Below are 5,108 nucleotides of genomic sequence, written 5' to 3' on the forward strand. Positions count from 1 at the left end.
AGATGGGTATAAGAGACCGGGGCGCGGCCGCCGTCGCGATGCTCGCCGCACTCGCGGGCGGACCGCTCGGGGTTGCCGCCCTCGCCTGGTTCGGTCCGGTGTGGTGGCTGACCGGGGCGGCGGCGCTGGCGTGGACCTCGGCGGTGGCGATGCCCACGGCCCTGGGGCTACGGGCGTGGCGGTGCCGCGAGCCGAAGGCCGCGAAGGCCGCGAAGGCGCGGGAGACCGGGGCCGGTGAGCCGCAGGCGGAGGCGCACGGGTCCGGAGGCCGGGCCCGCGGCTGGCTCCGGCGGAAGAGGCAGGAGAAGCAGGAAAAGCAGGAGCAGCAAGAAAGGCAGGAGCAGCAGGAGAAGCGCGAGACGGAGGCCGGTCGGACCGTTCCGAAGCCCTCGACGGCGGACGGGATCCCGGACCCGGAGACCCCCTCGGGCCACGAGGCGGACCCAGCCGTCGCGAAGTCCTCGCCCCGCCGCTGGTTCTCCCGCGGAAAGCCCGCCGGCCAACCGGCCCCGGCGCCCGCCACGCCGTACGGCCCCGGCGACGACGACCCCGCCTTCGAGCCGTACGACTTCCTGCCCACCGACCCCCACCCGGCCACGGCGACGCACTCGCCCTGGCACGACGACGCCTCCCGCGAGACCCGCTGGGCCGCGCTCAAGGAGGCGTCGGCACCGCTGGATCCGCCCGAGGCCCCGTGACCCCGGCGCCTTGAGCGGTCCCCGGTGCCCCGGCGTCAGCTGGGGGCCAGGATGTCCCGCAGCTTCTCCGGGACCAGCTGGCTGCAGGACTGCTTGGCCTCGTTGGTGAGGGCGTCGTTCGTGCAGGTGTAGTAGTCGCTGTAGACCAGGTGCAGGACGAACGTCGCCGTCACCACCGCGATCGCCAGGGACGAGGTGACCAGGCCGCTGATGGCGGCGGTCCGCTGGGGGCGGCCGCCCGGTTCGGACGCCGGGGTGTCCGGGTCCGGGGTGCGCGGCTTGGCGCGCAGCGCGCTGATGCCCCAGTACATGGCGAGCGCACCGAGCAGCAGGGCGACGTACGGCCAGCTGAAGAGGGCGAAGAAGAACGCCCACATACCGCTCAGGAGCGAGTAGCGCGCGCGGCGCTGGCCCGGGTCGGTCGGGTCCCACCGCATGCCCGTGCCGGGGCCGGAACCGCCCTGGCCCTCCGGTCCGGGACCGCCACCGGGGCGCTCGCCGAAGCCGCTGGAGGAGCGGCCCGGCTGGCGGTCGCTCCACTGGCCGCCCCAGGGGGAGCGGGCGCTGTCGTCGTCGGAGGAGTCGTCCGCCGGGCGCCGGGGCCGCCAGGGACGGTCCGGGGTGCCCTCCGGCGGCGGCGCGAAGGGGTTGTCCTCCTCCGCCTTCTTGTCAGGCTTGTCCGAGGGCGCGTCGGGCGGAGAGGCGGGGCGCTCCCGCAGCAGCACGCCGCGGCGCTCCCCTCCCTGCACCGACTGCGGGGGGAGCGTGAGGAGTCGCAGGCTGCGGTCCGGCATCAAGTGAGCGTCTTCCCCTAGGTGATACGACGTCTTACGGCGGTCTGGCGTGAGCCTTCACTTCGGAAACGCACCGCACGACGACCACGTTCCCGACAGAGGCCCTCCCAGACGCTACCTTCCGGCCACGCCCCCGTCCCGTGGGGGCCGTCCGGAGTGCCGGTATCGTTGCTGGCGTTCGGCCGCTTCGTAGACTTCCCCGTATCCCGGGGCGCGAAGCATTCGTACGAACGTACATACGGTCGACCGTACGGAAAACGCTCCCCCGAGAAAGGGCCCCACCGTGGCCGCCAAGCCCGTGGCCAAGCGCCTCGTCGTGCTGGTCTCCGGATCCGGCACCAACCTCCAGGCGCTCCTCGACACCATCGGCCAGGCAGGCTCGGAGGCCTACGGCGCCGAGATCGTGGCCGTCGGAGCCGACCGCGACGGCATCGAGGGGCTCGCCCGTGCCGAGCGCGCCGGGATCCCCACCTTCGTGTGCAGGGTCAAGGACCACGGGAGCCGCGAGGAGTGGGACGCGGCGCTCGCCGAGGCGACCGCCGCGTACGAGCCCGACCTGGTGGTGTCCGCCGGGTTCATGAAGATCGTGGGCAAGGAGTTCCTCGCGCGCCACGGCGGGCGGTTCGTGAACACCCACCCCGCGCTGCTGCCCAGTTTTCCCGGCGCCCACGGCGTGCGTGACGCGCTCGCGTACGGCGCCCGGGTCACCGGCTGCACCGTCCACTTCGTCGACGACGGCGTCGACACCGGACCGATCATCGCGCAGGGCGTGGTGGAGGTCCGGGACGAGGACGACGAGAGCGCTCTGCACGAGCGCATCAAGGAAGTCGAGCGAAGGCTGCTCGTCGATGTCGTGGGGCGGCTCGCCCGCAACGGCTATCGCATTGAGGGACGAAAGGTAGTTATCCAGTGACCGCCGAGAGCAACAAGCGGGCCATCCGACGGGCGCTCGTCAGCGTCTACGACAAGACGGGTCTGGAAGACCTCGCGCGCGGCCTGCACGAGGCGGGCGTGGAGCTCGTCTCCACCGGGTCCACCGCGGGCCGGATCGCCGCCGCCGGCGTCCCCGTCACCAAGGTCGAGGAGCTCACCGGCTTCCCCGAGTGCCTGGACGGCCGCGTCAAGACGCTGCACCCGCGCGTGCACGCCGGCATCCTCGCCGACCTGCGCCTGGAGGACCACCGGCGCCAGCTGGCCGAGCTGGGCGTCGAGCCCTTCGACCTGGTCGTCGTCAACCTCTACCCGTTCCGCGAGACCGTCGCCTCCGGTGCCTCGCCCGACGAGTGCGTGGAGCAGATCGACATCGGCGGCCCCTCGATGGTCCGCGCCGCCGCCAAGAACCACCCCTCGGTCGCCGTGGTCACCAGCCCCGCGCGGTACGCCGACGTCCTGAGCGCCGTCCAGGACGGCGGTTTCGACCTCACCACCCGCAAGCGGCTCGCCGCCGAGGCCTTCCAGCACACCGCGTCCTACGACGTGGCGGTCGCCTCCTGGTTCGCGTCCTCCTACGCGCCCGTGGACGAGTCGCAGTTCCCCGACTTCCTGGGCGCCACCTGGGAGCGCGCCAACACCCTCCGCTACGGCGAGAACCCGCACCAGCCCGCCGCCCTGTACGTGGACGGCAGCGGCGGCGGCCTGGCCGAGGCCGAGCAGCTGCACGGCAAGGAGATGTCGTACAACAACTACACGGACACGGACGCCGCCCGCCGTGCCGCGTACGACCACGACGAGCCGGCCGTCGCGATCATCAAGCACGCCAACCCCTGCGGTATCGCGGTCGGCGCGGACGTCGCCGAGGCGCACCGCAAGGCACACGCGTGTGACCCGCTGTCGGCGTTCGGCGGGGTCATCGCCGTCAACCGGCCGGTGTCGAAGGAGATGGCCGAGCAGGTCGCCGAGATCTTCACCGAGGTCATCGTCGCGCCGGACTACGAGGAGGGGGCCTTGGAGGCCCTCGCCAAGAAGAAGAACATCCGTGTGCTGAAGGCCCCGGCCGCGCCCGCCAACCCGGTCGAGCTCAAGCTCGTCGACGGCGGCGCGCTGCTCCAGGTCACCGACCGCCTCCAGGCGGACGGCGACGACCCGGCGAACTGGACGCTGGCGACGGGCGAGGCGCTGAGCGCCGCCGAGCTCGCCGAGCTGTCCTTCGCCTGGAAGGCCTGCCGCGCGGTGAAGTCCAACGCGATCCTCCTCGCCAAGGACGGCGCCTCGGTCGGCGTCGGCATGGGCCAGGTCAACCGCGTCGACTCCGCGAAGCTGGCCGTGGAGCGGGCCGGCACCGAGCGCGCGCAGGGTTCCTACGCCGCCTCCGACGCCTTCTTCCCCTTCCCCGACGGTCTGGAGATCCTCGTCGAGGCCGGCGTGAAGGCGGTCGTCCAGCCCGGCGGTTCGGTCCGTGACGAGCTGGTCGTCGAGGCCGCGAAGAAGGCGGGCGTGACGATGTACTTCACGGGGACGCGGCACTTCTTCCACTGAGGTCCCTCAGCTCTCACCCGGCCGTTGTCAGTGCCGGGTGAGAGCCTGGCGGCATGATCGTGGAACGTGCGTACGCCCATGCCGCCGAGGACGAGGTCCAGGGCTCCGAGTGGCCCTGGACGGTGCCCTGCGTACGCCGGCTGCTCGACGACGGACTGCGGTTCACCGCGCCGGTCACCTTCCTGGTCGGGGAGAACGGCTCGGGCAAGTCGACCCTCGTCGAGGCGCTGGCGGAGGCCTTCGGGCTGGATCCGTGGGGCGGGTCGGCGGGGTATCGCTACGCCGGTCCGCGCGCGCCGTCGGTGCTCGGTGGCCGGATGCGGTTCGAGGCGACCGTGGCCGGGCGCCGGATGCTGCGGGCCCCTCACACCCGCCGCCGGGGGTTCTTCCTGCGCGCCGAGACCGCGCTCGACGCCCTCGGCCGGGAGCAGCGCACAGGCCGTGTGTCCGGCTCCCCGGAGGAGATGAGCCACGGCGAGGGCTTTCTCATGGCCTTCAGGGAGCGCTTCGCCGGGCCGGGTCTCTACGTCCTGGACGAGCCGGAGTCCGCGCTGTCCTTCGCCTCCTGCCTCGAACTCGTGGGGGTGCTCGACGACCTCTCCCGGACGGGCGCCCAGATCATCTGCGCCACTCACTCACCCCTGCTCACCGCACTGCCCGGCGCCGAGATCATCGAGGTCGGCGAGCACGGGATGCGCTCCGCCGAGTGGCACGAACTGGAGCTGGTCGAGCACTGGCGGCGCTATCTGAACGACCCGCGGGCGTATCTGCGGCACATAGTCGGCTAGCCGGCGACCGGTCGGCGACCAGTCGGCGGCTAGGTGGAACTCCGCAGCGCCGCCCACGTCTGGGGCCCCACCTCACCGTCGACCTCCAGCCCCTTCGCGCCCTGGAACTGCTTGACGGCGGCCAGGGTGTCCTTGCCGAACTGGCCGTCCACGCCCGAGTCCCCGACGCTGTAGCCGCGTTTGGTGAGCATGCACTGGACCTGGACGACCCGTTGGCCCTTGTCGCCGTGGTTGGTGAGTTCGGTGCCGGAGTAGTAGGTGCAGTCGGAGATCCAGGCCGGCTCGGTGGGGGTGGTCGCGGTCTCGGTGACGGTGGCGGTCGGGGTGGGGGCGGGGGGGGGGGGGGGGGGGGG

The 5,108-nt window shown here is 72.6% G+C and carries 5 protein-coding genes and 1 pseudogene; 4 read left to right on the forward strand and 2 right to left on the reverse strand.

Annotated elements, in window-relative coordinates; translation table 11 throughout:
- Nucleotides 1-698 (forward strand): annotated as a pseudogene (locus tag HLK59_RS50645) (hypothetical protein); the annotation flags it as partial.
- 35 nt (nt 699-733) lie between these two features.
- Here HLK59_RS50645 and HLK59_RS47900 read toward each other — a convergent pair.
- Nucleotides 734-1,492, reverse strand: a complete 759-nt coding sequence (locus HLK59_RS47900) for a hypothetical protein (protein ID WP_171147975.1) — start codon at nt 1,490-1,492, stop codon at nt 734-736.
- A 283-nt stretch (nt 1,493-1,775) separates the two neighbouring features.
- Between HLK59_RS47900 and purN the strand changes: the two genes are divergently transcribed.
- From purN to HLK59_RS47915, 3 genes are read left to right on the forward strand one after another with little or no spacing between them, the layout of a single operon-like run.
- A complete protein-coding gene (gene purN, locus HLK59_RS47905) occupies nt 1,776-2,405 on the forward strand; it encodes a phosphoribosylglycinamide formyltransferase (protein WP_171147976.1) in 630 nt (209 codons plus the stop codon).
- Nucleotides 2,402-3,967 (forward strand): bifunctional phosphoribosylaminoimidazolecarboxamide formyltransferase/IMP cyclohydrolase, encoded by a 1,566-nt coding sequence (gene purH, locus HLK59_RS47910; protein WP_171147977.1) that lies wholly within the window; start codon nt 2,402-2,404, stop codon nt 3,965-3,967. Before purN ends, purH begins: the two co-directional genes overlap by 4 nt.
- 53 nt (nt 3,968-4,020) lie before the next feature.
- The gene (locus tag HLK59_RS47915; RefSeq protein WP_171147978.1) at nt 4,021-4,755 is read left to right on the forward strand and encodes an AAA family ATPase; all 735 of its coding nucleotides are present in this window, start codon (nt 4,021-4,023) and stop codon (nt 4,753-4,755) included.
- Nucleotides 4,756-4,784: 29 nt separating this feature from the next.
- Here HLK59_RS47915 and HLK59_RS47920 read toward each other — a convergent pair.
- Nucleotides 4,785-5,108 (reverse strand): peptidoglycan-binding domain-containing protein (locus HLK59_RS47920; protein ID WP_171147979.1); only part of this gene is annotated, 324 nt, incomplete at its 5' end.

This window comes from Streptomyces sp. S3(2020) (assembly GCF_013044505.1).
Lineage (GTDB): Bacteria > Actinomycetota > Actinomycetes > Streptomycetales > Streptomycetaceae > Streptomyces.

What these genes read in the sequence shown, in the direction of transcription:
- HLK59_RS47915 (WP_171147978.1), top strand. Translation starts at nt 4,021, where the DNA reads ATGATCGTGGAACGTGCGTACGCCCATGCCGCCGAGGACGAGGTCCAG.
- HLK59_RS47900 (WP_171147975.1), bottom strand. Translation starts at nt 1,492, where the DNA reads ATGCCGGACCGCAGCCTGCGACTCCTCACGCTCCCCCCGCAGTCGGTG.